Origin of the sequence: Rhodovarius sp., assembly GCF_040399605.1 — a bacterium.
Taxonomy (GTDB): domain Bacteria; phylum Pseudomonadota; class Alphaproteobacteria; order Acetobacterales; family Acetobacteraceae; genus Rhodovarius; species Rhodovarius crocodyli_A.
Genome location: NZ_JBBARU010000016.1, coordinates 23,943 through 50,842 on the forward strand (window position 1 = coordinate 23,943; position 26,900 = coordinate 50,842).

22 protein-coding genes are annotated in these 26,900 nt (G+C 66.5%); 16 read left to right on the plus strand and 6 right to left on the minus strand.

The features are described from left to right. The 7 genes from ABWP84_RS06930 to ABWP84_RS06960 all read left to right on the plus strand — a co-directional run. The coding region (locus tag ABWP84_RS06930) for a hypothetical protein (RefSeq protein ID WP_408904248.1) at window positions 1-151 on the plus strand (151 nt) is incomplete at its 5' end. A 110-nt stretch (window positions 152-261) separates the two neighbouring features. Then, window positions 262-2,724: a glycogen/starch/alpha-glucan phosphorylase gene (locus ABWP84_RS06935; protein WP_353211280.1), complete on the plus strand. Its 2,463-nt coding sequence runs from the start codon at window positions 262-264 to the stop codon at window positions 2,722-2,724. 16 nt (window positions 2,725-2,740) lie between these two features. Beyond that, window positions 2,741-4,945, plus strand: a complete 2,205-nt coding sequence (glgB, locus tag ABWP84_RS06940; RefSeq protein ID WP_353211281.1) for a 1,4-alpha-glucan branching protein GlgB — start codon at window positions 2,741-2,743, stop codon at window positions 4,943-4,945. Continuing rightward, window positions 4,932-6,212 (plus strand): glucose-1-phosphate adenylyltransferase, encoded by a 1,281-nt coding sequence (glgC, locus tag ABWP84_RS06945; protein WP_353211282.1) that lies wholly within the window; start codon window positions 4,932-4,934, stop codon window positions 6,210-6,212. The genes glgB and glgC overlap by 14 nt, the downstream gene beginning before the upstream one ends. Before the next feature lie 2 nt (window positions 6,213-6,214). Beyond that, the gene (gene glgA / locus ABWP84_RS06950) at window positions 6,215-7,651 is read left to right on the plus strand and encodes a glycogen synthase GlgA (protein ID WP_353211301.1); all 1,437 of its coding nucleotides are present in this window, start codon (window positions 6,215-6,217) and stop codon (window positions 7,649-7,651) included. Then, entirely contained in the window at window positions 7,617-11,564 is a 3,948-nt protein-coding gene (gene glgX, locus ABWP84_RS06955; RefSeq protein ID WP_353211283.1) for a glycogen debranching protein GlgX, read from the plus strand. Before glgA ends, glgX begins: the two co-directional genes overlap by 35 nt. After that, window positions 11,564-12,145 carry an NAD(P)H-dependent oxidoreductase gene (locus tag ABWP84_RS06960; protein ID WP_353211284.1) on the plus strand — a complete coding sequence of 194 codons (582 nt, stop codon included), beginning with the start codon at window positions 11,564-11,566 and terminating at the stop codon, window positions 12,143-12,145. Before glgX ends, ABWP84_RS06960 begins: the two co-directional genes overlap by 1 nt. Here ABWP84_RS06960 and ABWP84_RS06965 read toward each other — a convergent pair. From ABWP84_RS06965 to ABWP84_RS06980, 4 genes are all read right to left on the minus strand, one after another. Further along, a complete protein-coding gene (locus ABWP84_RS06965; protein WP_353211285.1) occupies window positions 12,134-13,444 on the minus strand; it encodes a cytosine deaminase in 1,311 nt (436 codons plus the stop codon). The genes ABWP84_RS06960 and ABWP84_RS06965 overlap by 12 nt on opposite strands. After that, window positions 13,444-14,286: an ABC transporter permease gene (locus tag ABWP84_RS06970; protein WP_353211286.1), complete on the minus strand. Its 843-nt coding sequence runs from the start codon at window positions 14,284-14,286 to the stop codon at window positions 13,444-13,446. The genes ABWP84_RS06965 and ABWP84_RS06970 overlap by 1 nt, the downstream gene beginning before the upstream one ends. Window positions 14,287-14,520: 234 nt before the next feature. Further along, window positions 14,521-15,261, minus strand: a complete 741-nt coding sequence (locus ABWP84_RS06975; protein ID WP_408904247.1) for an ABC transporter ATP-binding protein — start codon at window positions 15,259-15,261, stop codon at window positions 14,521-14,523. 5 nt (window positions 15,262-15,266) lie between these two features. Further along, window positions 15,267-16,286 (minus strand): ABC transporter substrate-binding protein, encoded by a 1,020-nt coding sequence (locus ABWP84_RS06980; protein WP_353211287.1) that lies wholly within the window; start codon window positions 16,284-16,286, stop codon window positions 15,267-15,269. 78 nt (window positions 16,287-16,364) lie between these two features. Here ABWP84_RS06980 and ABWP84_RS06985 point away from each other — a divergent pair, with 78 nt between their 5' ends. From ABWP84_RS06985 to dnaA, 6 genes are all read left to right on the plus strand, one after another. Continuing rightward, the gene (locus ABWP84_RS06985) at window positions 16,365-17,567 is read left to right on the plus strand and encodes an alcohol dehydrogenase catalytic domain-containing protein (protein WP_353211303.1); all 1,203 of its coding nucleotides are present in this window, start codon (window positions 16,365-16,367) and stop codon (window positions 17,565-17,567) included. 65 nt (window positions 17,568-17,632) lie between these two features. Further along, a complete protein-coding gene (gene ydfG, locus ABWP84_RS06990; protein WP_353211288.1) occupies window positions 17,633-18,379 on the plus strand; it encodes a bifunctional NADP-dependent 3-hydroxy acid dehydrogenase/3-hydroxypropionate dehydrogenase YdfG in 747 nt (248 codons plus the stop codon). A gap of 54 nt (window positions 18,380-18,433) precedes the next feature. Further along, window positions 18,434-20,512: a TonB-dependent receptor domain-containing protein gene (locus ABWP84_RS06995; protein ID WP_353211289.1), complete on the plus strand. Its 2,079-nt coding sequence runs from the start codon at window positions 18,434-18,436 to the stop codon at window positions 20,510-20,512. A 58-nt stretch (window positions 20,513-20,570) separates the two neighbouring features. Continuing rightward, entirely contained in the window at window positions 20,571-21,350 is a 780-nt protein-coding gene (locus tag ABWP84_RS07000; RefSeq protein WP_353211290.1) for an enoyl-CoA hydratase, read from the plus strand. Window positions 21,351-21,474: 124 nt separating this feature from the next. Next, on the plus strand, window positions 21,475-21,741 hold the full coding sequence (gene rpsT / locus ABWP84_RS07005) for a 30S ribosomal protein S20 (RefSeq protein ID WP_353211291.1): 267 nt from the start codon (window positions 21,475-21,477) through the stop codon (window positions 21,739-21,741). A gap of 369 nt (window positions 21,742-22,110) precedes the next feature. Beyond that, a complete protein-coding gene (gene dnaA / locus ABWP84_RS07010) occupies window positions 22,111-23,559 on the plus strand; it encodes a chromosomal replication initiator protein DnaA (protein ID WP_353211292.1) in 1,449 nt (482 codons plus the stop codon). 72 nt (window positions 23,560-23,631) lie between these two features. On the opposite strand, the gene ABWP84_RS07015 is transcribed toward dnaA, so the two are convergent. Continuing rightward, complete coding sequence (locus ABWP84_RS07015) at window positions 23,632-24,381, minus strand: SDR family oxidoreductase (RefSeq protein ID WP_353211293.1); 750 nt, start codon at window positions 24,379-24,381, stop codon at window positions 23,632-23,634. Window positions 24,382-24,488: 107 nt separating this feature from the next. Between ABWP84_RS07015 and ABWP84_RS07020 the strand changes: the two genes are divergently transcribed. Then, complete coding sequence (locus ABWP84_RS07020; protein ID WP_353211294.1) at window positions 24,489-24,953, plus strand: nuclear transport factor 2 family protein; 465 nt, start codon at window positions 24,489-24,491, stop codon at window positions 24,951-24,953. Window positions 24,954-25,210: 257 nt separating this feature from the next. On the opposite strand, the gene ABWP84_RS07025 is transcribed toward ABWP84_RS07020, so the two are convergent. Next, window positions 25,211-25,672 carry a Fur family transcriptional regulator gene (locus ABWP84_RS07025; RefSeq protein WP_353211295.1) on the minus strand — a complete coding sequence of 154 codons (462 nt, stop codon included), beginning with the start codon at window positions 25,670-25,672 and terminating at the stop codon, window positions 25,211-25,213. A gap of 20 nt (window positions 25,673-25,692) precedes the next feature. Between ABWP84_RS07025 and hisI the strand changes: the two genes are divergently transcribed. Both hisI and ABWP84_RS07035 read left to right on the plus strand, forming a co-directional pair. Beyond that, window positions 25,693-26,079: a phosphoribosyl-AMP cyclohydrolase gene (gene hisI / locus ABWP84_RS07030; RefSeq protein WP_353211296.1), complete on the plus strand. Its 387-nt coding sequence runs from the start codon at window positions 25,693-25,695 to the stop codon at window positions 26,077-26,079. A 272-nt stretch (window positions 26,080-26,351) separates the two neighbouring features. Beyond that, window positions 26,352-26,900: tripartite tricarboxylate transporter substrate binding protein (locus ABWP84_RS07035; protein WP_353211297.1), on the plus strand; the 549-nt coding region annotated here is incomplete at its 3' end.

Sequence of the window (26,900 nt, forward strand, 5' to 3'; positions counted from 1 at the left end):
GGCGGCCGAGCGGCTGCGCCTGTCCAACCGCGCCTTTTTGCGCAGCCTGCGTGTGGCGCGCAGCATTGCCGATCTCGCGGCCTCCGCCATGGTCGAAAGGGCGCATGTGGCCGAGGCTTTGAGCTTTCGCCGCCGGCATGGGAGTGGCTGAGCGGCGAAATCCGTGGTTCCGCCGGGCCATGGCGCGTGGCATAGGGTGTCTGGCGGGAGCGGCTTTGCCGCATGGCTGAGCGTGCGGCCAACATAAGGGCGGAGCGTGCAATGGATCTTCAAGCCCCACCCATCGCGGTGGCCACACCCGCCGCCGATGCGCGCAGCCTGGCCGAGAGCATCTTGCGCAAGCTGCTGTTTGACCTCGGCAAGAGCCAGCAGGGCGCGCAGCGGCGAGACTGGTTCATGGCGGCAGCGCTGGCCACGCGTGACCAGGTGATGGAGCGCTGGCTGGGCGGCAGCCGCAGCGCTTATAATTCCCAGGCCAAGCAGGTGTATTATCTCAGCCTGGAATTCCTCATCGGCCGCCTGCTGCGCGACACCATCACCAATCTGGGCATTGCCGATCAGCTGCGCGATGCGCTGGATATTCTGGGCGTGCCATTTGATGAGGTGCGCAGTGCCGAGCCCGATGCAGCGCTGGGCAATGGCGGGCTGGGGCGGCTGGCGGCCTGTTTCATGGAGAGCCTGGCGTCCTTGGGCATCCCCGCCTTTGGCTATGGCATCCGCTATGATCATGGCCTGTTCCGGCAGCAGATCATGGGCGGCTGGCAGCGCGAGGTGCCGGAGGATTGGCTGACCTTTGGCAATCCATGGGAATTCGCCCGGCCGGAAATCGCCCATGAGATCGGCTTTGGCGGCAATATCACCGTGATTGACGGCCGCGATGGCCCGCGCCAGGTCTGGCAGCCCGGCGAGATCATTCAGGCCGTGGCCTATGACACGCCGATCATCGGCTGGCGCGGGCGCCATGTGAACACGCTGCGCCTATGGTCCGCCCGCGCGAGCGACCCGCTCTCGCTGGAAGCCTTCAACCATGGCGACCATGTGGGCGCCTTGGCGGATCAGGTGCGCCAGGAGGCCATCTCCAAGGTGCTCTACCCTGGCGATGAAACCCCTGCGGGGCAGGAATTGCGCCTGCGGCAGGAGTATTTCTTCGCCTCCGCCGCGCTGCAGGACCTCGTGCGGCGGCATATCCGGGTCCATGGCGATTTGCATTCCCTGCCCGATCGGGTGGCGATCCAACTCAACGACACCCATCCCGCCATCGCCGTGGCCGAGTTGATGCGCATTTGCGTGGATTTGCATGGCCTCTCCTGGGAGGAGGGCTGGCGGATCACCCAAGGGGCCATCAGCTACACCAACCACACCCTGCTGCCCGAGGCGCTGGAGAGTTGGCCGGTGCCGCTGATGGAACGGCTGCTGCCGCGGCATATGCAGATCATCTACCTCATCAACGCGCATCATCTGGATGCGGTGGCGGCACGCCATCCGGGCAATGACGCTTTGCTGGCCTCGGTCTCGCTGATCGGCGAGGGGCATGCGCGGCGGGTGCGGATGGGCCATCTCGCCTTTGTCGGCAGCCATAAGGTGAATGGCGTCTCCGCCCTGCATTCCAACCTGCTGAAGCAGACGGTGTTTCACGATTTCAACATGCTCTTCCCCGGGCGCATCGTGAACAAGACCAATGGCATCACCTTCCGCCGTTGGCTGCATCAGGCCAATCCTGGCCTTACCAGCCTGCTGCGGGAGGCGGTGGGCGAGCGGGTGCTGGATGACCCCCAGGCGCTGGAATTGCTGCGCCCGCTGGCCGATGACGCGGCGTTTCAGCAGCGCTTCATGGCGGTGAAGCACGCCAATAAGGCGGCGCTGGCGGCCAATATCCGCGCTGCGCTCGAATTGAAGATCGACCCGGGTGCCATGTTCGATGTGCAGATCAAGCGCATCCACGAATATAAGCGGCAATTGCTGAACATATTGGAGGCCGTGGCGCTCTATGACGCGATGCGCGACAGCCCGACGCAGAGCTTCGCACCCCGGGTGAAGATTTTCGCCGGCAAGGCGGCGGCGAGCTATCACCGCGCCAAACTGATCATCAAGCTGGCGCATGATGTGGGTCGTGTGATCAATGCGGACCCGGTGCTGCGCGATAGGCTGAAGCTGGTCTTCCTGCCCAATTACAATGTCTCGGCGGCGGAGGTGATCGTCCCCGCGGCTGATCTCTCCGAGCAGATTTCCACCGCCGGCATGGAGGCATCGGGCACCGGCAATATGAAACTGGCGCTGAATGGCGCGCTGACCATGGGCACGCTGGATGGCGCCAATGTCGAAATCCTGGAGCATGTGGGGGCGGAGAATATCCATATCTTCGGCAAGACCACGCCCGAGGTGGCCGAGCATCGCGCCCATGGCATTCGCGGCCAGGCTGCGGTCGATGCCAGCCCGCGCCTGGCCCAGGTGCTGGAGGCCATTCGCTCGGGCGTCTTCAGCCCCGATGACCCAGAGCGCTATCACGGCTTGGTCGATGACCTGCTGAACACCGACCATTTTCTCGTGCTGGCGGATTTTGACAGTTACTACGCCGCCCAGCGAGCGGCCGATGCGCGCTGGAATGAGCCCGGCGCCTGGGCGCGCGCCGCCATTCTCAACACTGCCAATCTCGGCTGGTTCAGCGCCGACCGCACCATTGCGGAATATGCGGAGGACATCTGGAAAGTGTCGCCGGTGATCTGAGGTGATGATTGCGGGGATGATCAGCGCGGCGGAGATCACCGCCATCATCGAGGCCCGCCACGCTGACCCCTTCGGGCTGCTCGGCCCGCATAGGCTGCCTGGCGGCGGCACCGTGCTGCGCGCCTTCATCCCCGGGGCCGAGACGCTCAGCGCCGAGGAAGCGGGCGGCGCCATCCCGCTTACCCGGCTTCACAAGGCAGGGTTTTTCGAGGGGCTGGTGCCAGGGCCTGGCCATCGCTGGCTGCAGGCCGGGGCGGGCGGCGTGGCCTGGCGCGAGGGCGACCCCTATGCCTTTGGCCCCAGCCTCGGCGCTTTGGATGATCATTTGCTGCTGGAGGGCACTCATCATTTGCTGCCCGCAAGGCTGGGCGCCCATCCGGTGGTGCTGGAGGGGGTCGCGGGCTGGCGTTTCGCGCTCTGGGCGCCGCATGCCCAGCGTGTGTCGGTGGTGGGGGATTTCAACCGCTGGGATGGCAGCCGCCACCCAATGCGCCGGCGGGTGGATAGCGGCTTGTGGGAGATTTTTCTGCCTGGCCTGCATCCAGCTGCGGCCTATAAATTCGAAATCCGCAGCCGCGAGGGCATGATCATGCCCCTCAAGGCCGACCCTTATGGCTTTGCCGCCGAATTGCGGCCGGGCACCGCCTCGCTGCTGCATACGCCGGATGGCCATCGCTGGGGGGATGCCGCCTGGCTGCAGGCCCGCCCCGCCCGCCAGGCGCGTGGCCAGCCGATGAGCATTTATGAGGTCCACGCCACCTCCTGGAAGCGGCATTGGGATGGCAGGTTCTGGAATTGGGATGAATTGGCGGCCGCCCTCATCCCCTATGTCGTGGATCTGGGCTTTACCCATATCGAGTTGATGCCAGTGATGGAGCATCCGCTCGATATGAGTTGGGGCTATCAGCCGATTGGCCTGCATGCGCCTACTGCGCGGCTGGGTGAGCCGGCGGGGCTGAAGCGTTTCATCGATGCCGCGCATCAGGCCGAGATCGGCGTGCTGCTGGACTGGGTGCCGGCGCATTTCCCCAAGGATGCGCATGGGCTGGCAATGTTCACAGGCGAACCGCTCTATGAACACCCCGACCCCCGGCGCGGCGCGCATCCCGATTGGGGCACCGCGATCTATGATTTTGGCCGGCCGGAGGTGCTGGCTTTCCTCGTCGCCAATGCGCTGTTCTGGCTGCGCGAATACCACGCCGATGGGCTGCGGGTGGATGCGGTCAGTTCGATGATCCGGCTGGATTATTCCCGCGCAGAAGGCGAATGGGCGCCCAATGCGGAAGGCGGGCGGGAAAACCTCGATGCCGTGGCCTTCCTGCGCCGCCTCAATGCCCTGGTGCGGCAGGAGATGCCCGGCGCGCTGATGATCGCCGAGGATGCGACGGATAGGCCCGGCATTTCCCGCCCGCCGGAAGAGGGCGGCTTGGGCTTCCACATGAAGTGGAACATGGGCTGGATGAATGACACGCTGCGCTACATGGCGTTAGAGCCGGCCCAGCGGCCCCATCACCACCGGCTGATGAATTTCTCCATCCTCTATGCCTGGAATGAGGATTTCCTGCTGCCGCTGAGCCATGACGAGGTGGTGCATGGCAAGGCAACACTGCTCGGCCGCATGCCGGAGGCGGGCATGGATGATTGGCAGCGCTTTGCCAATCTGCGCGCTTATTGGGGCTTCATGTGGGGCCATCCGGGCAAGAAGCTGCTCTTCATGGGCCAGGAATTTGCGCCCTGGCGGGAATGGGCGGAAAGCCGGGAACTGGATTGGTGGCTGCTGCAATATCCCCGCCATCAGGGGATGCAGGGGCTGGTGCGCGCGCTCAATCATCTGCATCGCAACGAGGCCGCGCTGCATGCGCTGGACCATGCGCCGCAGGGTTTTGGCTGGATCGATGCCAATGACGCGGCGCATTGCGACTTTGCCTGGCTGCGCTTTGGCGGGCCGGATGCGCCGCCCATCGCGGTGCTGAGCAACTTCACGCCCCAGCCGCGCGAATTCCACCGCATCGGCCTGCCCCATGCCGGCCAATGGGATGAGGTGCTGAACACCGATGATCTCGGCTGGGGCGGCAGCGGCATGGGCAATCCGGGCGGGGTGCGCGCCGTGGCGGATACCTCACATGGCTTTGCCGCCTCGGCGATGGTCACATTGCCGCCATTGGCGACGATCTATTTGCGATACAGAGCAGAGGGGATGGATGAGCATGGCGAGCGGTGAAGAGAACGCGCCGAGGGGTGGGGATTGGCCGCTGGCGCGGCACGCCATGGCCTTTGTGCTGGCGGGCGGCCGAGGCTCACGGCTGATGGAATTGACCGACCGGCGCGCCAAGCCCGCAGTGCCATTCGGCGGCAAGACGCGCATCATTGATTTCACCCTGTCCAATGCGCTGAATTCGGGCATTCGGCGCTTGGCGGTGGCCACGCAATACAAGGCGCATAGCCTGATCCGCCACCTGCAGCGCGGCTGGACCTTTCTGCGCCCCGAACGCAATGAGAGCTTCGATATCCTGCCGGCCTCGCAACGCGTCTCCGAGGCCAATTGGTATCTCGGCACGGCGGATGCGGTGTATCAGAATATCGACATCATCGCCGATTACCGGCCGCGCTACATCGTGCTGCTGGCGGGCGACCATATCTACAAAATGGATTACGAGCGCATGCTGCAACAGCATGTGAATGACCAAGCCGATGTGACGGTCTGCTCCATCGCCGTGCCGCGCATGGAGGCCACGGGCTTTGGCGTGATGGCGGTGGATGGCAATAACCGCATCATCGATTTCGTGGAAAAACCGGCCGACCCGCCGGGGATTCCCGGCATGCCGGAGATGGCGCTGGCCTCCATGGGCATCTACGTCTTCAACACCGAATTCCTGTTCGATATCCTGCGGCACGACGCGGCGGACCCGCATTCGAGCCATGATTTCGGCAAGGATATCATCCCCTATATCGTCAAGCACGGGCGGGCGGTGGCGCATCGCTTTGAAAGCTCCTGCGTGCGCGCCAGCACCGAGATGCTGCCCTATTGGCGCGATGTCGGCACGGTGGATGCCTATTGGGAGGCCAATATCGGCCTCACCGAAATCGTCCCCGCCCTCGATCTTTACGACAATTCCTGGCCGATCTGGACCTATGCCGAGATCACGCCGCCGGCGAAATTCGTCCATGACCTCGACGATAGGCGGGGCGAGGCGATCTCCTCGCTGGTCTCGGGTGGGTGCATCGTCTCGGGCGCACGCGTGCAGCAATCGCTGCTCTTCACCGGCTGCCATGTGCATTCTCATGCGCGGCTGGAGGGTGCGGTGGTGCTGCCGCAGGTGGATATCGGCCGCGCCGCCCGCCTCACCCGGGTGGTGGTGGATCGCGGTGTGCGCATCCCAGCGGGGCTGGTGGTGGGCGAGGACCCGGTGGCGGATGCAAGCCGGTTCCGCCGCACCGATGCGGGTATCACGCTCATCACCCAATCCATGCTGGACCGGCTGGCGTGACGCTGCGGGTTCTGGCCGTCGCCTCCGAATGCGTGCCGCTGGTCAAGACCGGCGGGCTGGCCGATGTGGTGGGCGCGCTGCCAGGCGCGCTGGCCGGGCATGATATTGCGATCACAACTATGCTGCCAGGCTATCCTGCCGTGCTGGCGGCGCTGGGTGACCCCCGGCCTGCGCGCATCATGGCCGACCTCTTCGGCGGGCCGGCGCGGCTGCTGCGTGGCACACTCGGCGGGCTCGACATCATCGCGGTGGATGCGCCGCATCTCTTTGGCCGTACCGGCAGCCCCTATCTCATGCCCGATGGCCGCGAATGGCCGGATAATGCCCCGCGCTTCGCCGCCCTCGCCCAGGCGGCGGCCCATCTGGCGCTGCATGGGATAGGGCAGACGCGCTTTGACGTGGTGCATGCGCATGACTGGCAGGCGGGGCTGACGCCGGCCTATCTGCGATTTGCGCCCCGGCGGGTTCCCAGCCTTTTCACCATCCATAATCTGGCCTTTCAGGGGCAGTTTCCGGCCGCGTTCTTCGGCCGGCTATCCCTGCCGCCGGAGGCGTTTTCCACCGCCGGCCTCGAATATTTCGGCACGGTGGGCTACCTCAAGGCGGGGCTGTGGTTTGCCGATGCGATCAGCACCGTCTCGCCCAGCTATGCCGCCGAAATCCGCACGCCCATGGCCGGCATGGGCCTCGATGGGCTGCTGCGCGGCCGCACCACGGTGCTGCATGGCGTGCTGAACGGCATTGATACCGCAGAGTGGGACCCCAAGACCGACCGCCACCTCCCCGCCCGCTTCGATGCCCAGAACCTGCCCGCCCGCGCCACCAATAAGGCCGCCTTGCAGGCGGCCTTTGGGCTGGCGCAGGAGCCTTCGGCGCCGCTCTTCGTCTATGTTGGCCGCCTGGCCTGGCAGAAGGGGGTGGATCTGCTGCTTGAGGCGATCCCGGCGCTCTTCGCCGCCGGTGGCCAATTGGCCATTCTGGGCAGCGGCGATGCCGCGCTGGTGGAGCGCTGCGAGGGGGCGGCGGCGGCCCATCCGGGCCGCATCGGCACCCGCATCGCCTTTGATGAGGCGCTGGCAAGGCTAGCCTATGGCGGGGCGGATGCCATGCTGGTGCCCAGCCGCTTCGAGCCCTGCGGCCTCGCCCAGCTTTGTGCGCTGCGCTATGGCGCGCTGCCCATCGTCACCCGGGTGGGCGGTCTGGCCGATACGGTGGTGGATGCCAATGCGGCGGCGCTGGGCCAGGGCTGGGGCAATGGCTTTGTCTGCGCGCCCGATAGCCCCGAATTGCTCGGCGCGGCCATGCTGCGCGCGGCGGGGCTGTATCGGCAGCGCGAGATCTGGGCCGGGCTGCAGCGCAATGCCATGGCGCAGGATGTCTCCTGGGCGGCATCTGCGGCGCAATATGCGGCGATTTATCGCGGGCTGGCCGGTGGCTGAACTGGGCGTGCATCTGGTGCCCGGTGGTGCCTTCGCCGCCATCCCCGCGCCAGGGGCCGAGGGGGTGGAGATTTGTGTCTTCGAGGCCGGGGGGGAAACCCGGCACCTTCTGGGCCAGCGGGTTGGCGATGTCTTCCAAGGCGCAGTGCCAATGGCGGCAGGCGCGCATTATGGGCTGCGGGTGCATGGGGTGGGGTTTTTCCCGGAAAAACTGCTGCTCGACCCCTGGGCCCGCCGGCTGGACCGGCACTTCACCCTGCATGCCGCGATGTTCGCGGGCGGCGAGGACAGCGCCGCCGCCATGCCCAAAGCGGTGCTGGAAGAGCCCCTGCCCGCCCTGGCGCCGTTCAGCCCGCCAGGGCCGGCCATTCTGTACGAATTGCATGTCCGCGGCTTCACCATGCGCCATTCGGCTGTGCCCGAGGCGCTGCGCGGTACCTTTGCCGGCCTCGCGCATCCCGCCGCCATCGCCCATTTGCGGGCGCTGGGGGTCAGCCATGTCGAGATCATGCCCTGCGCCGCCTGGGTGGATGAGCGGCATTTGCCGCCGCTCGGGCTCAGCAATTACTGGGGCTATAATCCGGTGGGGTTTCTGGCGCCTGATCCCCGCCTGGCCCCGGGCGGCATGGCGGAGCTGCGGGCCTGCGTGGCGGCGCTGCGCGAGGCCGGCATTGGCGTGATTCTCGACATCGTGCTGAACCATTCGGGCGAGGGTGATGCGGAAGGCCCCATCCTGTCGCTGCGCGGGCTGGGGGAGGCGCATTGGTACGCCATGCGCGAGGGCGCGCTGGAGAACCACGCCGGCACCGGCAATGCGCTGGCGCTGGACCAGCCCTGGCCGCTGCGCCTGGCCATGGATGCGCTGCGCCACTGGGCGGAGCAGAGCGGGATTGCCGGTTTTCGGCTCGACCTCGCCACCACGCTGGGCCGCAGCGCGCAAGTCTTTACCCCCGATGCGCCGCTGCTGCTGGCCATGCGGCAGGACCCGGTGCTGCGCCGCCTGCTGATCATTGCCGAGCCTTGGGATATCGGCGCCCATGGCTACCAACTCGGCCGCTTCCCCGCCGGCTGGGCGGAATGGAATGACCGCTTTCGTGACGATACCAGGCGCTTCTGGCGCGGCGATCACGGGCGCCTGGGCGATGTCACCACCCGCTTTGCCGGCAGCGCCGATCTCTTCGCCGGCCGCCCGGCCAGCGACAGCCTGAATTTCATCACCGCGCATGACGGGTTCACCCTCGCTGATCTGCTCAGCCATGAGGGCCGGCACAACCACGCCAATGCCGAGGACAACCGCGATGGGGCCACGGCGGATATCTCCTGGAACCATGGTGTGGAGGGGCCGAGCGGGGATTGCGCCATCATCGCCGCGCGGGCGCAGGATGCCCGTTCCCTGCTGCTCTTGCTGCTCACCGCACGCGGTACGCCCATGCTGGCCATGGGCGATGAATTGGGCCGCAGCCAGGGTGGCAACAACAATGCCTATTGCCAGGATAATGCGCTCTCCTGGCTGGATTGGCCGGGCGATGCCGGGCTGGCCGGCTTTACCGCCCGGCTGGTGCGGGCGCGGAAGGCGCATCCCGCGCTGCATGCCGCGCGCCACCTCTCGGGTGAGCCCAAGGTGGCGGGCGGCCTGCCCGATGTGGCCTGGGCGGCGCCCGGCGGTGGCACGCCCGATTGGCAAGGCCAGGCCCTGGTGGCGCTGCTGAGCGCGGGCGAGGACCGGGTGGCCGTGGCCTTCAATGCCGGCCGGCAAGATTTGCCACTGCAACTGCCCGAGCCACGCCCCGGCCATGCCTGGCGGCTGCTGGCCAATAGCGCGGCACCCGAAGCGCAAGGCCCGCCCCCCACCAGCCTGCCCGGCCGCGCCGCCTTGGTATTGGCCGAAACCCCCACCCGGACGGCCTCCGGCCTGGATGATGCCACGCTGCAGCGTCTGGCCCGCCAGGGGGGCATCGCCACCTCCTGGCATGATGTGAGCGGCCGCCACACCCAAGTGCCGACCGAGACGCTGCGCGCCGTGCTGTCGGCGCTGGACATCCCCCATCACAGCACCGACGCCGCGCGGGCTTCGCTGCGCGCCCTGGCCATGCCGCCCGCCCTGCCCCTGCATGCGGCACTCACCGAGGGGCAGGAAGGGATGCTGCTGCTCGGCCCGGAACTCGCCGCTGGCAGGGCCGGGCTGGAGGTGGTGCTGGAGGATGGCAGCCGCCATGCCATCGCCGCCGCGGGCGAGTTGTTCTGGCACGGGCTGCCCGATGGCCGCCAGGTGCAGGCCCGCTGGCAGCCCATGCCGGCGCTGCCCGCCGGGTATCATCGCCTCCAGGCCGGGGTGTATGCTGCGCCGCTGATCGTGGCACCGGCGCGCGCCTTTATGGCGCTGGAGCGGCCATGCTTTGGCCTGACCGCGCAGAGCTATGCGCTGCGCCGCGCCGGTGACCAGGGGATTGGCGATTACACCGCCCTGGCCATGTTGGCGGCCGAGGCGGGGGCGCAGGGCGCGCGGCTGCTCGGCCTCAGCCCGCCGCATGCGCTGATGCCGCGGGACCGCGACCGCGCCAGCCCCTATCAGCCCTCAGACCGGCGATTTCTCGAGCCGGTGCTGATTGACGTCACCGCCCTGCCCGCCGGCCCCGCCACCCGGTCGGCCCTGGCGGCGGAGGAGGGGCTGTTCCAGGCTTTGCGCGGCGGGGCTTTGGTGGATTACCCGCAGGTTTGGGCCGCCAAGCGCCGGGTGCTGGCGGCGGCCTTCGCCGAATTCCCGGTCGATGATCCGGGCTTTGCCGGCTTCATCGCCGCCGGTGGCGCGGCGCTGGAGGGTTTTGCCAGCTTCACCGCCCTGGCCGAGCAGCATGACGGCACAGCCTGGCCGCAAAGGCTGCGCCATGCGGGCGATCATGGGGTTGCGGGTTTCCAGGCGGCGTCCCGCCCGGCCATAGGCTTCCAACAATTCCTGCAATTCCTGGCCGATGCGCAGCTCGCCCGGGCGGGGCAGGCCGGGGCCGGGCTGTATCGCGACCTCGCCGTGGGCAGCGCGCCCGATGGGGCCGAGCCGTGGTGCGCGCCCGAGGCTTTTCTGCGCGGCTTCTCGCTGGGCGCACCGCCCGACCCGCTGGGGCCGCAGGGCCAGGTCTGGGGCCTGCCGGCGCCGCGCCCGGCGGGTTTGCCCGCCCATTTTCGTGGCCTGCTGGCCGCCAATATGCGCAACGCCCAGGCGCTGCGCATTGACCATGTGATGGGGCTGCAAAGGCTGTTCCTGGTGCCCGATGGCGCGCCTGGAGCCGCGGGCTGCTACCTGCAATACCCCCGCCCGGCGCTGCTGGCTGAACTGACACTGGCCAGCCAGCGCCAGCAATGCATGGTGGTGGGCGAGGATCTCGGCACCGTGCCTGAGGGCCTGGGTGAGGCGCTGAATGGTGCTAACATTCTCTCCTACCGCGTCTTGTGGTTTGAGCGGGAGGCGAATGGCTCGCTGCGCCCGCCGGCGCAATGGGCGCGCCAATCCGCCGCCTGTGTCTCCACCCATGACCTGCCAACCCTGGCAGGGTGGTGGGAGGGGGCGGATATCGCCGAACGCATGGCCCTGGGCCTGGCCGAGGCGGATGCCTGGGCGGCGCGCGAGGCCGAGCGGCAGGCGCTGCTCGCAGCCCTCGGCCAGCCTGCGGGCATCACCAGCGGCGATGGGTTTTCCGACCGGCTGGCCGCGCTGATCCATGCCCATGTCGCCGCCGGTGCTTCGCTGCTGATGCTGGCCCAGGCCGAGGATCTCGCCGGCGAGACCGTGGCGGTGAACCTGCCAGGGACGGATCGCGAGCGGCCGAATTGGCGCCGGCGGCTGGGCACGGCCCTGCCAGGGCTTTGCGAGACGCCAAGGGCGAAAAGGATATTGGCAGAATTGCGAGGGCGGATGTGATGCGCGTGCTCTTGGTCCATTGTCACCCGCGCGGTGACAGCCTCTCCGCCGCCCTGGCCGCGGCGGCCGAGGCCAGCCTGATCGCCGCCGGCCATGTGGTGGAACGGCGCGACCTCTATGCCGAGGGCTTCGCCCCCGCCCTCACCGCCCAGGCGCATCGCGACTATATGAATCTGGCGCTGAACCAGCAGGGGATGGAGGCGGATATCGCGCAGCTCCAGCGCGCCGAGGCGCTGCTGCTGGTCTATCCCACCTGGTGGTATGGCATGCCCGCGGTGCTGAAGGGCTGGTTTGACCGTGTCTGGGTGCCCGGCGTCACCTTTGTGGTGGGCGATGGGGCGATTGAGCGCCGGCTGGGCAATATCCGGCGGATTGGCGTGGTCACCACCTATGGCTCGCCGCTCTGGCTGCTGCTCTGGCTGGGCTGGCCGGACCGCAGGGTGGTGGGCGGTGGCATTCGCAGGCTTTGTGCGCCGGGCTGCAAGCTGGATTGGCTGTATCTGACGGGCATGGATCGGCGCAGCCGTGCCGAATGCGCCGGCTTTATCGCCCGGGTGAAGGCGAGGCTCTCAGCCTGGTGAAACGCCCAGCACCGCATCCAATTCGCGGTAATCCGGCAGTTTTGCCTCCAGCACCCGGCCGGCGCGCAGCACGATGCGGTCGCTTTGCGGCCGGGACAGCCATTCGGTCATGCCTCGCGCCGAGAAGAGGATGAGGTCCGCCGTGGCCCCGGCCTGGATACGGCCATAGCCCTTCAGCCCCATGGCCTCGGCCGGAATGGCGCTGACAGCATCCGGCCAGGCGCCCATAGGGTGGTCCAGATGCAGGATGCGGGTGGCTTCGCGATAGACCTCCACCATGTCGAGATCGCCATAGGCATAGAAGGGGTCGCGGGTATTGTCGGAGGCGAGCGAGACGCGAAGCCCGGCCGCGCGCATTTCATGCACCAGCGTCACACCACGCCAGCGCGGGGTGCGGCCGGGCATGCGGTCCTGCAGATACATGTTGCACATGGGCAGGACGATGATGTCGATGCCGGCCTCGGCCAGGGCGGCGATGGTCTCCTGGGCAAACTCATCGGGCTGCAGGGAGAGTGAGCAGCAATGGCCGCATTGGATGCGGCCTTTGAATTTGCGCCGGGTGGCGGTGAGCGCAATTTCGCGTAGGGCGCGCGCACCGGTCTCGCCACTCTCATCGACATGGAGGTCAAGATCGAGGCCGCGCGCCTCGGCCAGCGAAAAGAAATGGTCGAGCATGGGCTGGAATTCCGCCGGCAGCGCGGCATGGATGCCGCCGGTCAGCCGGGTGACCATGCCCAGCGCGCCGCCATGTTTTTGCACGAGATCGGCCAGTTCATCGCCCTCTGGCCCGGCAAAGCGGTCGAGCGGGGCGATGGATGACATTTGCAGCGCGATGCGGCCCGCCCAGCGGGCGCGGAGCTCAGCAAAAACCGGCCAGGTGGTGCGGGCCAACGGCAGGTAGCTGTCGATATGGCTGCGAATGGCCACCGTGCCATGGGCATAGGCGGCGCGCAGGGCGAAATCGGCGCGGGCGGCAATATCCTCCGCCGTCCAGGCCGCACCGCGATCGGCCATCACCGCCGCTATGGCGCCGGCGAAATCGCCGGTGGCGTTTTTCATTCTTGGCCAGATATGGCCCTTGTCGAGATGGGTATGGCCATCCACCAGCCCAGGCCAGACCTGGCCGCCATCGAGCGAGATGCCGCCCGTGGCGGTGCCCAGGGGGGCGAGGGCGGCGATGCGGCGATCCTCAATGCGGATATCCACCCGCGCCAGGGCGCCATCTTGGATGATGCGGGCATCGGCCAGCCAATAAGGGCTGCCAGCGGCCTCAGCGATGGCGGAACGGATGGTTTGCATCAGCGACGATCTCCTGCGCCGGCACTCTCATGCCAGCGCCGCAGCAACAGATGGGAAAGCAGCGACAGCGCCAGGAAGATGGCGATGCCAGTGCCCGAGACCAGCACCAGCGCTGCGAACATCAGCGGAATCTGCAGCTGGTAGCCGGCCTCCAGAATACGATAGGCGAGGCCCGAGGCGCGGCCGCCGGAGCCGGCAACGAATTCGGCGACAATGGCGCCTATCAGCGATAGCCCGCCAGAAATCCGCAGCCCGGCCAGGAAATAGGGCATGGCGGTGGGCAGCCGCAGCCGCCACAGCACCTGCCAGGGCGAGGCGCCATAGAGGCGGAACAAATCCACGAGGTTCCTATCCGTCGAGTTCAGCCCCACCGTGGTATTGGACAGGATGGGGAAGAAGGCGACGATCCAGGCGCAGATCAGCAGCGCCACCTGGATATTATCCACCCAGATGATGATCAGCGGCGCGATGGCGACGATGGGTGTCACCTGCAGAATCACCGCATAGGGAAACAGCGAGAGTTCGATGATCCGCGATTGGGCGAAGAGCACGGAGAGTGCGAGACCGAGCGAGGCGGCAACGGCGAGCGCCATAAAGGTGATTTGCAGCGTGATGCCCAGCGAGACGGAGAGCGAGCCCCAGTTCCGCACCAGCGTCTCGGCCACCAGGATGGGGCCGGGCAGGATATAGCGCGGCACCTCATAATACCGCACCGCCCATTCCCAGGCGCCCAGGGTGAGCAGGCCGATCAGGCTGGGGGCGAGGATGCGCAGCCACATGGTGTGGGACAGGCCGAGGAAGCCTGGTTCGTGGTGTTCGGGGAGGAGTTCGTTGTCGGTCATGCCACCCCCGATGGCCGGAGCGCGCTTGTCGCGCGGAGGGCTGAATCGGTGGTGATCATGCCCGCCCCCGATGGCCGGAGCGCGCTTGTCGCGGGGAGGGCTGAATCGGTGGTGATCATGCCACCCCCGATGGCCGGAGCGCGCTTGTCGCAGGGAGGGCTGAATCGGTGGTGATCATGCCCGCCCCCGATGGCCGGAGCGCGCTTGTCGCGCGGAGGGCTGAATCGGTGGTGATCATGCCGCCATCGCGTCGGTCAGGGCATGGCTCACCTCGCGGCAATGCGCCGCATAGCTCGGTGAGGTGCGGAATTCCGGTGCGGCGCGATCCTCGGCCGGCACGCGCCTTTCGGCGGCGATGCGGCCGGGCCTGGGGGCCATCACCACGATGCGCTCGGCCAGAAACACGCTCTCAAACACCGAATGGGTGACGAAGACCACGGTGAAGCGCTCATCCTGCCAGAGTTTCAGCAGATCATTGTTGAGGCGGAAGCGGGTGATCTCATCGAGCGCGGCGAAGGGCTCATCCATCAGCAGCAGGCGCGGCTTGGTCACCAGCGCACGGGCGATGGAGACGCGCATGCGCATGCCGCCCGAAAGCTGGCGCGGATAGGCATTCTCGAAGCCGGCCAGCTCCACCCGTGCCAGCATCTGCCGCGCCCGCTGCTCGGCTTCAGGCCGCGCCACCCCGGCCAGTTCGAGGGGGAGCATCACATTGCGCAGGGCGGTGCTCCAGGGCATCAGTGTGGGCTCCTGGAAGACGAAGCCGATATCGCGCCGCGCGGCCGCATCGGCCCATTCCAGCCTGCCCGCGCTGGGCGCATCGAGGCCGGCGATCATCCGCAGCAGGGTGGACTTGCCACAGCCCGAGGGCCCGAGCAGGGCGAGAAAATCGCCCCGCTCGATGGTCAGGCCCACATCCTGCACCGCCAGCGTGCCGGTGGCGTAGCGCTTGGCCACGCCCCTCAGGGTCAGCAACGGGTTCAGGTCAAACCCACCCGCTTGTTGATGAAGCGCAGATCATAGGCCTTTTTGACATCCAGATTGGCCGGGTTGATGCCGACATCGCGGGTGCTGTTGTAAAAGCTCTGCCAACGCGCATCGGTCATGGCGCCGATGCCCAGTTGCAGCGCATCGCCGCTCAGCACAATGCCCTGCTCATTCATCACCCGCACGGCATAATCGATGCGGGGCTGATCCATCTCAGGATTGTCGCGGATGATCATGGCATTGGCGGCGGCGACATTCTCGCCGCGCATATATTGCGACCAGCCTTCCATGGTGGCGTTGACGAAGCGCTGCACAACATCGGGGCGGTCATTGACCATGCGGAGGGAGACATCGATGGTCGTCTGGTAATTCTCATAGCCGGCATCGGCGATGAGGAAGACCTTGGGCCGCACCCCGGCGGCAATGGCCGAGAAGGGCTCGCTGGAGAGAAAACCCTGCTGGATCGCCATGCGGTCGGCCAGCCAGGGCTGGATGTTGAAGGTGTAGGGCCGCACCTGCTCATCGGTGAAACCAAAGCGCCGGCGCAGGAAGGGCCAATAGGTCACCCGACCGCCCGCCCCCACCAGGATGGGCCGCCCGCGCATATCCTCGAAGCGATTGATGCCATTGCCCTCATGCGTCATCAGGACCTGCGGGTCCTTTTGCATGATCGCGCCAATGGAGAGGAAGGGAATATTCTCCCGCACATAGCTCAGCGCCTGGAAGCCGCTGGACATGATGAAATCCACCCGGCCGGCGAGGAGCAACTGGGCTGGGTTCTGCTGCGGCCCGCCGGCGCGCAGATCCACCTCCAGCCCATGGCGGCGGTAAATTCCGGCGGCGATGGCCTGGTAATAGCCGCCATGCTCGGCCTGGGCGCGCCAATTGGTCTGAAACGAGACACGGTCGAGCGATTGCGCCAGGCCGATCCTGGCGCCGGGCACGGCCGCGAGGGCCAGGGCGGTGCCGCCGCCCAAAAGGGCGCGGCGCTCGATGCGGTAACGTGTCCTCATGGGATCTCTCTTCGAATGGCGTGCGGGATCTATGCAGCGCGATTGCGGGGAAATGTCCACTCGGCTTGCTTGCGCAAGATGCCATTGGCGGCCGATTTCGCCCCGCTGGCTGCACCAGCCCCGGGCGATTGGCTGCGGTTGGGGCAGGTTTGCGGCCTGCATCAGGGTTCGGATGGCGAAATCAGGCCCTGCCCCGTTGATTTCGATTCGCCTGAGCGCCTGGCCCCCAGGCGGGATCGGGCCATCGCGGCGATCTCCGCCTGCCTGCCAATTGCCCTCCGCCGCGCGCCGCTTCACTCTGCCGCCATGCTCCTTCCCACCACCATGCCCGCCATCACCTATCCCGCCCCCGGCGGCGATTTCGAGGATGTGACCCTGCCCGCCCCCGCCATGCCCGAGGGGGATGATCTGGTGATCGCGGTGCGCGCCATCGCCATCAACCCGCTCGACCTCAAGCAACATGCCGGCCCGCCCCGGCTTTTGGGGGTGGATGCGGCGGGCGAGGTGGTGGCGCTGGGGCCCGCGGTGCAGGGCTTTGCCTTGGGCGATCATGTCTGCTGTGCCGCACCGCCCAATCGGCCGGGCAGCTATGGCGGCTTTGTCACCGTCGATTCGCGGCTGGTGGGGCGGGTTCCTTCAGGCATGGGCTTTGCCGCCGCCGCCGCCCTACCCTGTGCTGGGCTGACCGCCTGGGAGGCGCTGTTCGAGCGCCTGCGGATTGATGATCAAAGCAGCCTTTTGGTGCTGGGCGGCGCTGGCGGCGTGGGCAGCATGGCGGTGCAATTGGCGCGGCTGCAAACCCAGGCCGTGGTCACCGCCACCGCCTCCCGCCCCGAAAGCCAGGCCTGGCTTCGCCGGCTTGGCGCGCATCACCTGCTGGACCACGCGGCCCCCTTGGCGCCCCAGGCGCGGGAGAAAAATCTCCGCTTCAGCCATATCCTCGCCACCCAGAGCACCGAGGCGCAATGGGAGGCGCTCTGCGCCATGCTCGCCCCGCGCGGGACGATCTGCGCCATCGATATGCCGGGCATGCTGGACATGACGAAGCTACGGCCCAAGGGCGGCGGCTTTGTCTTCGAAGCACTCTTTGCCAAGGCGCTGGCCCGCGCCCCCGATATGGCCAGCCAGGGACAGGCGCTGAGCGCGATGGCCGCCCATCAAGGCCTGCAGCCCATCATCAGCATGCATGGCGGGCGGATAAGTGCTGTTAATATCACCACATGCCATGCCGCCTTGGCATCGGGGCGGATGCTGGGCAAGGCAGTGCTGGAGGGCTGGTAGCCGCCCCACTCTGGGCCTGGGGCGCGGGGCGCGCTACCCAGGGGGCGCAATTGCAGGAGCCACCCATGATCATCCTTGTCACCGGCGCCACCGCCGGCTTCGGCCTCGCCATCGCGCGGCGCTTTGCCAGCCAGGGCGGGCGTATCATCGCCGCCGGCCGCCGGGCGGAGCGGCTGGAGGCGCTGCAGGCCGAATTGGGCGAGGCGGTGCTGCCCCTCACCCTTGATGTCCGTGACCGTGCGGCGGTGGAGGCGGCCATCTCCGGCCTGCCCGCCGAATGGTCGGCCATCGACCTGCTGGTGAACAATGCCGGCCTGGCGCTGGGCCTGAACCCGGCCCAAAGCGCCGATCTGGCCGATTGGGACCAGATGGTGGACACCAACATCAAGGGGCTGATGTACATGACCCGCGCGGTGCTGCCGGGCATGGTCGAGCGCGGCCGCGGCCACATCATCAATCTGGGCAGCACGGCGGGGGAGTTCCCCTATCCCGGCGGCAATGTCTATGGCGCCTCCAAGGCCTTCGTGCGGCAATTCAGCCTGAATTTGCGGGCCGATCTCTGGGGCACCCCGGTGCGGGTGACCGATATCGAGCCTGGGTTGGTGGGCGGCACGGAATTCTCCAATATCCGCTTCAAGGGCGATGATGAGAAGGTGGCGGCAATTTACGAGGGCGCCAATGCGCTCACCCCCGATGACATTGCCGAGGCGGTGCATTGGGCCGCCACCCTGCCGGCGCGGGTGAATATCAATGTGCTGCAGATGATGCCGGTGACCCAGGCCTTCGGGCCGCTGCGCGTGCACAAGGGCTAGGCTTCTCACCCATGATGTAATGTTATAACAAACGGTCTCCAATAGGAGACCGTGATGCCCCAACGCTTGCTTGCCGCCCTGATCCTGACCCGCGCCACCGCCATGGCACAGGAGGCGGGCTCCATCCCCGATACGGTGGTCAACGCCCAACGCTTCGATGCCGCGCGCCGGAACATCTCCCCCGCCCTCGGCGCCAGCGCCACCACGCTGGACCGGCAGGTGATCGAGGGTCTGCCCGGCGGGTCGGATGCGCCGGTGCGCGCGCTACTGCTGCAAACCCCAGGCATGGCGCAGGATAGTTTTGGCGAATTGCATGTCCGCGGCGAGCATCGCGCCCTGCAATACCGGCTCAATGGCATCACCCTGCCCGAGGGCGTGGCCGGCGGCTTTGGCGCCTTCCTCGATGCGCGGGCGATTGAGACCCTCTCCATCCTCACCGGCGCCCTACCGGCGCAATTCGGCTATCGCACCGGCGGCGTCATTGACCTGACCTTGCGCAGCCCGAGCCAGGGCGAGGGCGGCAGCGCCTCGGTCTATGGCGGCTCCCGCGGGACCATCCAATCAGGCTTTGACCACGCCATCGCGCTCGAGGGTTGGGAGCTTTTCGCCACCGGCAGCTTCATGCGCAGCGACCAGGGCACCGAGGGGCCGACCAGCGCCCGCACCCCGCTGCACAACCGCACCGAGCAGGGGCGCGGGCTGTTCTACATCTCCCGCGCGCTGGATGACCGCACCCGGCTCTCCTTCATCTCCGGCGCGGCCATCAACAATTTCCAGATCGCCAATATTCCCGGGCAGGTGCCCAGCTACACCGCCTTTGGCCTGAGTGAATTCGACAGCGCGCGGCTGAATGGCCGCCAGGGCGAGCGCAATATCTTCAATATCCTGGCCCTGCAGCACAGACAGGATGGCTATGACGCGCAAATCGCCATGTCTCAGCGCAATTCGCAAACCCAGTACCGGCCGGACAATACCGGCGAGGTGCTGTTCAACGGCGTGGCCAGCGATGTCCGCCGCCGCTCCAACGCCTATGGGCTGCAGGCCGATAGCGCCTGGCGGGTGGCGCCGGCGCATACCATCCGCATGGGCGTCTCGGTCATTGCCGATAGCACGCTGGCGCAGAACCGCTCCATCGTGTTGCCGCTCGATGAGAGCGGCGCAACGCTGGACGACCCCTTTGGCATAACCGATCGGCGCTCGCGCATCGGTTGGACATGGGGCGCCTATATCCAGGATGAATGGCGCATCGCCGAGAGCCTGACGATGAATGCCGGGCTGCGCGCCGATTACGTCGATGCCTATGTGAAGGCCGGCCAGGTCAGCCCGCGGGTCAATCTGGTCTGGACGCCGCGGCCGGGCACCCGCATCGCGCTGGGCTATGCCCGGTATTTCACCCCCCCGGCGCAGGATTTGATCACCCCGGGCGCGCTCAACCTCTTCGCCAACACCTCGGCCGCGCCGCTGAACACCACCAATAGCCGGGTGCGGCCGGAGCGCAGCCATTACCTCAACCTGGCGGTGCAGCAGCGGGCGACGGAGAATCTGACCTTGGGCTTCGGCGCCTTCTATAAGGATGCGCGCGACCTGCTGGACCTCGGCCAATTCGGCTCGGCCGTGGTGTTCACGCCCTTCAACTATAGCCACGGCCAGGTCTATGGCGTCGAGTTCACCGGCCAATGGCGCAGCCGCAGCCTCGATGCCTATGCCAATCTGGCACTCTCCCGCGCGGCGGCGCGCGAGATCACCAGCGGCCAGTTCAATTTCGACCCGGAGGAATTGGCCTATATTTCCCAGCGGCAGGTGCGGCTGGACCACGACCAGACGGTCACCGCAAGCGCTGGGGTCATCTATCGCCCCTGGCAGGGGGCGCGGGCGACGGCCACGCTGCTGGTTGGCAGCGGGCTGCGGCGCGGCTTTGCCAATAGTGAAAAGGTGGCGGCCTATGGCACCGGCAATATCGGCTTCGCCCAGGATATCGCAGCCCCCGATGGCGGGGTTTGGACCCTGCGCGCGGATGTGATCAACGTGACCGATACCGTGACCCAATTGCGCGATGGCTCGGGCATTGGCGTGGGCGCACCGCAATTTTTGGCCCGGCGCGGGTTTTATGTCGGGCTTTCGCGGCGTTTGTGACGCGCTGGACAGCAGCACCGCTCTCCCCGACAATCCCGCCCAACAGGGAGAGCGCGCTATGTCGTCCTATGACATGATTTTGGTCGAGACCCAGGGCCCCACCGGGGTCATCCGCCTCAACCGCCCGGCGGCACTCAATGCGCTGTGCGACCAGTTGATGACCGAACTCGGCCAGGCGCTGCGCGCCTATGATGCTGACCCGGCGATTTTCTCCATCATCATCACCGGTTCGGAAAAAGCCTTCGCCGCCGGGGCCGACATCAAGGAAATGAAGGACCGCACTTACCCGGCCGTCTATCTCAATGATTTCATCGGCGCGAATTGGGAGGTGGTGCCAACCATCCGCAAGCCGGTGATCGCGGCGGTGGCCGGCTTCGCCCTGGGTGGCGGCTGTGAGCTGGCGATGATGTGCGATTTCATCATCGCCGCCGAGAATGCGAAATTCGGCCAGCCGGAGATCAATCTGGGCATCATCCCCGGCGCCGGCGGCACCCAGCGCCTCACCCGCGCAGTGGGCAAGGCCAAGGCCATGGATCTGTGCCTGACGGCGCGCATGATGGATGCCGCCGAGGCTGAGCGCTCGGGCCTCGTCGCCCGCGTCGTGCCGCTGGAGAACCTCATGGCCGAGGCGCTGAAGGTGGGCGAGAAACTCGCCAGCCTCAGCCAGCCTGCCCTCGCCATGGCCAAGGAATCCGTCAACCGCGCCTTTGAGACCACCCTGGCCGAGGGCGTGAAGTTCGAACGACGGCTGTTCCACAGCATGTTCGCCACCGACGACCAGAAGGAAGGCATGTCGGCCTTTGCCGAGAAGCGCCGCGCGCAGTTCCGTCACAGTTGAGGCCCCAGATCACTTGACGCTCGCCCCCCCCCGGCGATAGATAGCCCTCCCGGCCAATGGGGTTCCTCCATCGGTCAAAGCAATTCGGGCTTCACGGCCCCAGCATCCTTCGGTAAGCAACCACATGGCCAATAATCCCTCCGCAGAAAAACGCATCCGTCAGACCGAGAAGCGCACGGAGCGCAACCGCGCCCGCCGCTCGCGCGTGCGGACCTATCTGCGGAAGGTCGAAATGGCGATCGAGGGCGGCAAGAAGGACGAGGCTCTGGCCGCTTTCCAGGCCGCACAGCCGGAAATGCAGCGCGCCGTCGGCAAGGGCGTGCTGCACCTCAACACCGTGGCACGCAAGCTTTCTCGCCTGGCTGCCCGCATCAAGGCCATCGCCGCCTAAGGCGGCCTGAACCCATCCCCGCTTTTTATGAGGCGAAAACCAGCGAGAGCTTCGGTTCTCTCTGGTGCGGCTATATTGTGCCTTGGCAATAAAGTCGTTGAAGCTGTATTTATGCCACATGCAAAAATATTGTCGAGCATAGAATGGTTAGTGGTTGATGCAGGGTTAAATCCGGCATTAGGATTTGGGGATTGCTTCCTTCGGCGATACCAATCTCGGCTGTTTTCCGCGGATTTTCGGCTCCGCGGCGAGGCTGCGTTTTTGGGATATCGGGCGGGTGGCATGGCGTGCAATCCCCCCCGACGTGCCCTGGCCACCACGCTTCGGCCCCCCGGATTTATCAGTGCAATGAATAGGCAGGTATCCTGAATGAACTCGGAAACCGGCAATCTCCCCCCCGATGCCGGCAAGCTTGCGGCGCAATGGGCCCGTTTGCGCGCCCGCCTGCGTGACGAAGTTGGAGAGACGGAATACCGCAACTGGCTACGCCAGATGGTCCTGCAGACCGTCGAGGGCGAGATCGTGCTGATCACCCTGCCCTCGCGCTTCCTGCGTGACTGGGTGCGTGATCACTATGGCGACAGGCTGCGCATCCTCGCACAGGCCGAATGGCCGAAAATCAAGCGGATGGATTTCCGCGTCTCAACCGCCGCCCAGGCCGTGGCGGATGGCGTGCCGGCGGATGCCCAGTGCGAGGTTGAGTTCAGCACAGAAGGTGAGCCCTCCCCCCATGCGGCCCTGCGAAGCAACGCCGCCCCGCCACCGCGCCAAGCCGAGGCGCGCGATGGTGATTGGATGGCGCCGCTCGACCAGCGCCTGACCTTCGACAGCTTCGTCGTGGGCAAGCCCAATGAATTCGCCCATGCCTGCGCCCGGCGCGTGGCGGAACGCCCGGCCATGGCAGGTTTCAACCCGCTCTTCCTCTATGGCGGCGTGGGCCTGGGCAAGACCCATTTGATGCACTCCATCGCCTGGGCGATCCGCGCCAATCATCCTGAGCGCCCCGTGGCCTATATGTCGGCCGAGAAATTCATGTATCGCTTCATCGGCGCGCTGCGCGGTGGCAATACCATGGAGTTCAAGGCCCAGCTGCGCAGCGTTGATGTGCTGATGATCGATGATTTGCAATTCCTGATCGGCAAGGACAATACGCAGGAAGAATTCTTCCACACATTCAATGCCTTGGTCGATGCCGGCAAGCAGATCGTGGTCTCCGCCGACAAATCACCCAATGATCTTTCGGGCATTGAGGATAGGCTGCGGACCCGCCTCGGCGGTGGCATCGTGGCCGATATCCACGCCACCACCTATGAGCTGCGCCTCTCCATCCTGCAGGCCAAGGCGGCGCAGGCCGGCGTCGAGGTGCCGGTGAAGGTGCAGGAATTGCTGGCGCATAAGATCGCCTCCAATGTGCGGGACCTCGAAGGCGCGCTCAATCGCCTCGTCGCCCATACCAAGCTCTTCGGCCGGCCGCTCACACTTGAGAATGTGCCCGAGGTGCTGACCGACTTGCTGCGCACCCATGAGCGGCGCATCACCATTGACGATATCCAGCGCAAGGTGGCCGAGCACTACTCCATCCGCATGACGGACATGTTCTCCGCCCGCCGCGCCAGGGCCGTGGCGCGGCCGCGCCAGGTGGCCATGTTCCTGGCCAAGCAACTCACCTCGCGCTCCCTGCCCGAGATCGGCCGCCGCTTCGGTAATCGCGACCATACCACCGTGATGCATGCCGTCAGCCGCATCACCGAATTGATGGTGGAGGACCGCGTGCTGGCCGAGGATGTGACCTTGCTGCGCAAGATGCTGGAAACCTGAACGCCCCATAGCGCCCACAGGCGGGGCGTTTCAGGGCTGGGCTTGAAGCCCGGCTGGAGCGGGTATCCCCCGTCAGACCAGCCCGCCATTCACATGCAGCACCTGGCCGGTGATATAGCCTGCCGCCGGCGAGGCCAGGAACGCCACCGCCGCCGCCACATCCTCGGGCGTACCCAGCCGCCCGAGCGGGATATTCTCCACCACCGCCCGCCATTGCTCGGGCGTGAAGGCGGAATGGCCGGTGGCGTCCTTGCGGGTGAAGCCGGGGGCCACGCAATTCACCGTGGCGCCGCTGGCGGCGATCTCGATGGCCAGGCTTCGCGCCAGTGCCTCCATCCCCGCCTTGGCCGCAGCGGTGGCGGGGAAACCCACCACATCGGGGCGAAACACATGCGCAACAAAGGAGGAAATGGCGATGATCCGGCCATGCTCAGCCGCGGTCACCAGCGGGCTGGCTGCGCGTGCGAGGCGCAGAAAGGCCCAAAGGATGGTATCAAAGCTGCGGGCGAATGCCGCCTCGCTCTGTGCCAGCAAGGGCGTGCGATCGGCAAAGCCGGCATTGGCCACCACCACATCCAGCCGGCCGAAACGGGCCAGCGCGGCCGCCACCAGGGCATCTGGGGTGGCGGGGTCGGCGATATCGGCGAGGATGGTCTCAGCCCGAGCGCCGCGCGCACGGGCAAAGCCTGCCATCGCCTCGGCGCCCTCGCGGTTGCGCCGGGTATGGACGAGGAAGGCGGTGCCGGGGCCGGCCATGGCCCGCAGGCAGGCGGCGCCAATGCCCGATGCGGCGCCGGTGACCAAAATCACGCGATCATTCATCGTTTGAGCATGTCATCGACCGGGCGCGGCGTCGAGCATCCGGCCCCGGGATTGGCCGCCAGCCAAGGCTGTTGCAGGCTATCGGCTGATTTTGGAAAACGCCCGCCATGACCCCAGCCCTTCCCGAAGCCAGCCCCACCATCCGCGCCGAGATTCTGGCCTGGCTTGAACGCTTCGCCAGTTGCGTCCGCGCGGTGAATTACCGCGATGCCTACCCCTTCTGGCACGAGCAGGCGCTGGCCTTCGGCACCCATAAACGGGTGCTGGAAGGGCTATGGGATTGGCGGGACCGGCAATGGGACAGCGTCTGGCCCAAGACTGATGGCTTCACCTTCGACGCTGAGGCCACCCGCGTGCTGGCCAGCCCCGATGGCCAGATGGCGGTGGCCATCACCCCCTGGGGCAGCACCGGCTACAACCCAGATGGCAGCGCCTTCGACCGGCCCGGCCGAGCCAGCATCATCCTCATGCGCGGGGGCGCTGAGGGCTGGGTGGGGGTGCATAGCCATATGTCGCTCGAGCGCGGCGTGCCGCAGGAGAGCTTCGGCAATCGGCCGGTGGTGGCGCGTTAAGGGGGTCTTCCGGTTAAACGGATCGCTTGAGCGGAGGTTGCTCTTGCAGGCTGTTGGAAGACGAATAGTGGGTGAAGGAGGATCGACATGTATGCCGACGAGTTTCCTGCATCTTCGTTAGATTAGTTCATATTTTTCAACGATCTAGGAAAATGGTCGATATACATGTGACCCTGGTGGGAGAGCAGTAGAGGGCAAAGCCCTTTCGCTCTTTTCCTCCGCCACCCTCGTTATGCAGCAACCTAGTCAAGCCTGGTTCAGGCCCCGCCACATCCCTGGCAGAGCCCCTCCATCTCCACTGTCATCCTGGCCGGCGTAAAGCCGATGCGCCGCGCCGCATTCTCCAGCGCATGCTCCACCGCATGGTCGTGCAATTCGGCGGCATGGCCGCATCGGCGGCAGATCAGGAACTGATGCGCATGGGCATGCCCGGCAGAGACGCAGCCGACAAAGGCGTTCAGCAGCTCAATCCGGTGGATCAGCCCCTGCTCGAGCAGGAAATCCAGTGCGCGGTAAATGGTGGGCGGCGCTGCCCCGGCGCGGGTGGCCTTGAGCAGGTCGAGCAGCGCATAGGCGCCCAGCGGCTGCTCCGCCCCCAGCACCAGGGCCAGCACCTGGCGGCGCAAATCGGTCAATTGCGCGCCGCGGCCGGCGCAAAGAGAAGCAGCACGGTCGAGCATGGCATCAAGAGGCTCGGGCGGGTGGGTGTGTTCGGCCATGGCCGTGTTATAGCACACAGATGGAAAACGCGCTTCTCGCCGCCATTCGATTCAATGCCGATGGCCTCATCCCCTGCATCGCCCAGCAGCATGATACGGGCGAGGTGCTGATGATGGCCTGGATGAACCGCGACGCGGTGGCCGAAACCCTGGCCACCGGCCGGGTCTGCTACTGGAGCCGCTCACGCGCTGCGCTGTGGCGCAAGGGCGAGACTTCTGGCCAGGTGCAAACCCTGCATGATCTGCGGCTGGATTGCGATGGCGATACCCTGCTGGCGCTGGTGCACCAGCAAGGTGTGGCCTGCCACACCGGGCGGCGGAACTGCTTTTACAGGGCGCTGCGCGATGGCGCGCTGGTGGATATCGCAGCCCCCCTGGTGCCGCCTGAGACACTATACCGCGCCTAGAGCCATTTCACCGGCTGCGAAGACGGTGAAGAAGCTCTGGTTCTTGTTTTATCGCATTTTCCCTGCCGTCTTGCGAAGCAGCATGGCTTGAAAATGCTCTACCAGCCCGTCGGGTTCACTTGCAGCCTCCGGCAAACCTGGGGCGGCTTGCTGTGCATTCCCAAGCTGCGCCAGAGTAGCCACTTCCCGCCCTTTCTAACCGCCTGCAGCAAGCCATGGACAAGCGCTCCGCTGGCATGAGACTCAATGGGAAGATCTCTGGGAGGAACAACATGAACCGCCGCGCCGTGATCCTGGCCGCCCCCACCCTCGCCGTCAGCACTGGGCACGCAGCCGCGCAGACTTGGCCCAACCGCCCGGTGCGCTTCGTCGTCGGTTTCGCACCCGGGGGGGCCAATGACATCATGGCCCGGCTGCTGGCCGCCAAATTGGCTGAGCGCATGCCCGGCAGCAGCTTCATCGTTGAGAACCGGCCAGGGGCCAGCACAGTGGTGGGCGCTGAACTTGTGGCGCGCGCGGCGCCGGATGGCACGACCTTTATGTTCACCTCGCCCTCCACGATGATTGCCATCCTGGTGAACCGGATCACGACGATTGATCCGATGCAGGCGCTGGTGCCGGTGGTGATGGCGTCCTCGGCCCCATTGGCGCTGATCTGCCGGCCGGATTTCCCAGCCCGCAATGTGGCCGAGTTCATCGCCCTCGCGCGGGAGCGCGGGCCGCGCCTCACCATTTCCAACCCGGGCATGGGGGCGGTCAATCACCTAGCCATGGCGCTGCTGACGCGCCGCACCGGCATCGAGCCTACGCTGGTGCCCTAT

Coding starts and splice junctions, on each gene's coding strand:
- glgB (WP_353211281.1), top strand. CDS start 2,741: ATGATCAGCGCGGCGGAGATCACCGCCATCATCGAGGCCCGCCACGCT.
- ABWP84_RS06995 (WP_353211289.1), top strand. CDS start 18,434: ATGCCCCAACGCTTGCTTGCCGCCCTGATCCTGACCCGCGCCACCGCC.
- ABWP84_RS06935 (WP_353211280.1), top strand. CDS start 262: ATGGATCTTCAAGCCCCACCCATCGCGGTGGCCACACCCGCCGCCGAT.
- hisI (WP_353211296.1), top strand. CDS start 25,693: ATGGAAAACGCGCTTCTCGCCGCCATTCGATTCAATGCCGATGGCCTC.
- ABWP84_RS06965 (WP_353211285.1), bottom strand. CDS start 13,444: ATGCAAACCATCCGTTCCGCCATCGCTGAGGCCGCTGGCAGCCCTTAT.
- ABWP84_RS06980 (WP_353211287.1), bottom strand. CDS start 16,286: ATGAGGACACGTTACCGCATCGAGCGCCGCGCCCTTTTGGGCGGCGGC.
- glgC (WP_353211282.1), top strand. CDS start 4,932: ATGGCGAGCGGTGAAGAGAACGCGCCGAGGGGTGGGGATTGGCCGCTG.
- dnaA (WP_353211292.1), top strand. CDS start 22,111: ATGAACTCGGAAACCGGCAATCTCCCCCCCGATGCCGGCAAGCTTGCG.
- ABWP84_RS06970 (WP_353211286.1), bottom strand. CDS start 14,286: ATGACCGACAACGAACTCCTCCCCGAACACCACGAACCAGGCTTCCTC.
- ABWP84_RS07025 (WP_353211295.1), bottom strand. CDS start 25,672: ATGGCCGAACACACCCACCCGCCCGAGCCTCTTGATGCCATGCTCGAC.
- ABWP84_RS06960 (WP_353211284.1), top strand. CDS start 11,564: ATGCGCGTGCTCTTGGTCCATTGTCACCCGCGCGGTGACAGCCTCTCC.
- ydfG (WP_353211288.1), top strand. CDS start 17,633: ATGATCATCCTTGTCACCGGCGCCACCGCCGGCTTCGGCCTCGCCATC.
- glgX (WP_353211283.1), top strand. CDS start 7,617: ATGCGGCGATTTATCGCGGGCTGGCCGGTGGCTGAACTGGGCGTGCAT.
- rpsT (WP_353211291.1), top strand. CDS start 21,475: ATGGCCAATAATCCCTCCGCAGAAAAACGCATCCGTCAGACCGAGAAG.
- ABWP84_RS07000 (WP_353211290.1), top strand. CDS start 20,571: ATGTCGTCCTATGACATGATTTTGGTCGAGACCCAGGGCCCCACCGGG.
- ABWP84_RS06985 (WP_353211303.1), top strand. CDS start 16,365: ATGCCATTGGCGGCCGATTTCGCCCCGCTGGCTGCACCAGCCCCGGGC.
- ABWP84_RS07020 (WP_353211294.1), top strand. CDS start 24,489: ATGACCCCAGCCCTTCCCGAAGCCAGCCCCACCATCCGCGCCGAGATT.
- ABWP84_RS07015 (WP_353211293.1), bottom strand. CDS start 24,381: ATGAATGATCGCGTGATTTTGGTCACCGGCGCCGCATCGGGCATTGGC.